The organism is Streptomyces sp. NPDC002130 (assembly GCF_040296465.1).
Classification (GTDB): domain Bacteria; phylum Actinomycetota; class Actinomycetes; order Streptomycetales; family Streptomycetaceae; genus Streptomyces.
The window spans coordinates 1-1037 of sequence record NZ_JBEOXI010001274.1 but is presented as its reverse complement, the minus strand read 5'-3'; the positions used below and the strand labels follow the sequence as shown (position 1 = coordinate 1037).

Annotated in this window: 1 protein-coding gene; it reads right to left on the bottom strand. The window is 66.5% G+C overall.

Going from position 1 to position 1037, the window contains the following annotated elements; translation table 11 throughout:
* A partial coding sequence (locus tag ABT116_RS50225; protein WP_351648526.1) for an Rv0361 family membrane protein occupies positions 1 to 473 on the bottom strand: 473 nt, incomplete at its 3' end.
* Positions 474 to 1037: the final 564 nt, after the last annotated feature.

Sequence of the window (1037 nt, the reverse complement as noted above, 5' to 3'; positions counted from 1 at the left end):
CTGGGATCGCAGACCTTCCACGTGCCGTCCTGGCGCTCGAGGTCGAATGTGCGCCATGACTGCTCGCCCGTGCTCGGCAAACTTGCCTGGACCTGAGCGATCGCGGTGTCGTCGGTGATGCGAACCGCGTCGACAGCCCCGACCTGCGGGATCGTCTTCTGCGCGACGGCATTGTCGTGGACCTGAGCGAACGCTGCGTCGGGAATGGTGCGGTAGTACTCGCCCAACGCCCCACAGGTCGACGTTCGCAGCGTTGCCAGATCGCCGGTCTGCAGAGCGTCGACATACGTCGAGATGGCGGTCTGGACCTGAGCTTCGGGTGAGCTTTCACCGCTACCGCTGTTGGACGAGACGAATACGGCGACGCCGATCGCCGCGAGGACGGCCACGCCGGCCGCTGCTGCCGCGATGTACCAGCCCTTGCCGCTGCGCTTGGTCTTCTCCGGCGCGGCGGGCTCGATACGGGTCGGCATCGGCTGGGCCGGCGGTGGGGTCGCTGCGGCACCAACACGTTGAGGCGCGGCGCGCTGCGGCGCCGGTGGTGGTGGGGTCGGAGCTTGCCGGGGCGGTGGTGTCGGCCGCGAGGCTTTCGGAATCGCGACGGTGGCGGGCTCCGGTTTCGGCTGGGGTGTCGGGGCTGCTGTGGGTGACGGAGTTGCCGTGGGAGCCGGAGTTGCCGTGGGAGCCTGAGTTGCCTTGGGGATCGCGACCGTTGGCGCACTAGCGGTCTTGGCGTCGCCGTCTGCCTTCGAATCCTTGCCGGCCTTCGAGTTCTTGTCTGCCTTCTGGATCGCCACAGTCGCAGGTTCGGTCGGGGCCGACTTCTCGGACGCACCCTTCGGGGCTGCGCTCTTTGTCGAGTTGTCGTCTTTCGAGTCCGGCACGGGTAACCCTTCGGTCTTATGCAGCAATGACCATGTCAGGGTAACGACCGGTATGTAGCCTGCATAACTCCGACCGTCGGCGAGGCGGTCCTGTGGCAGAAAGGCGTAGCGGGCACAATGAGCGCATGACCCAATTCGGTGACCTGCTCGGAC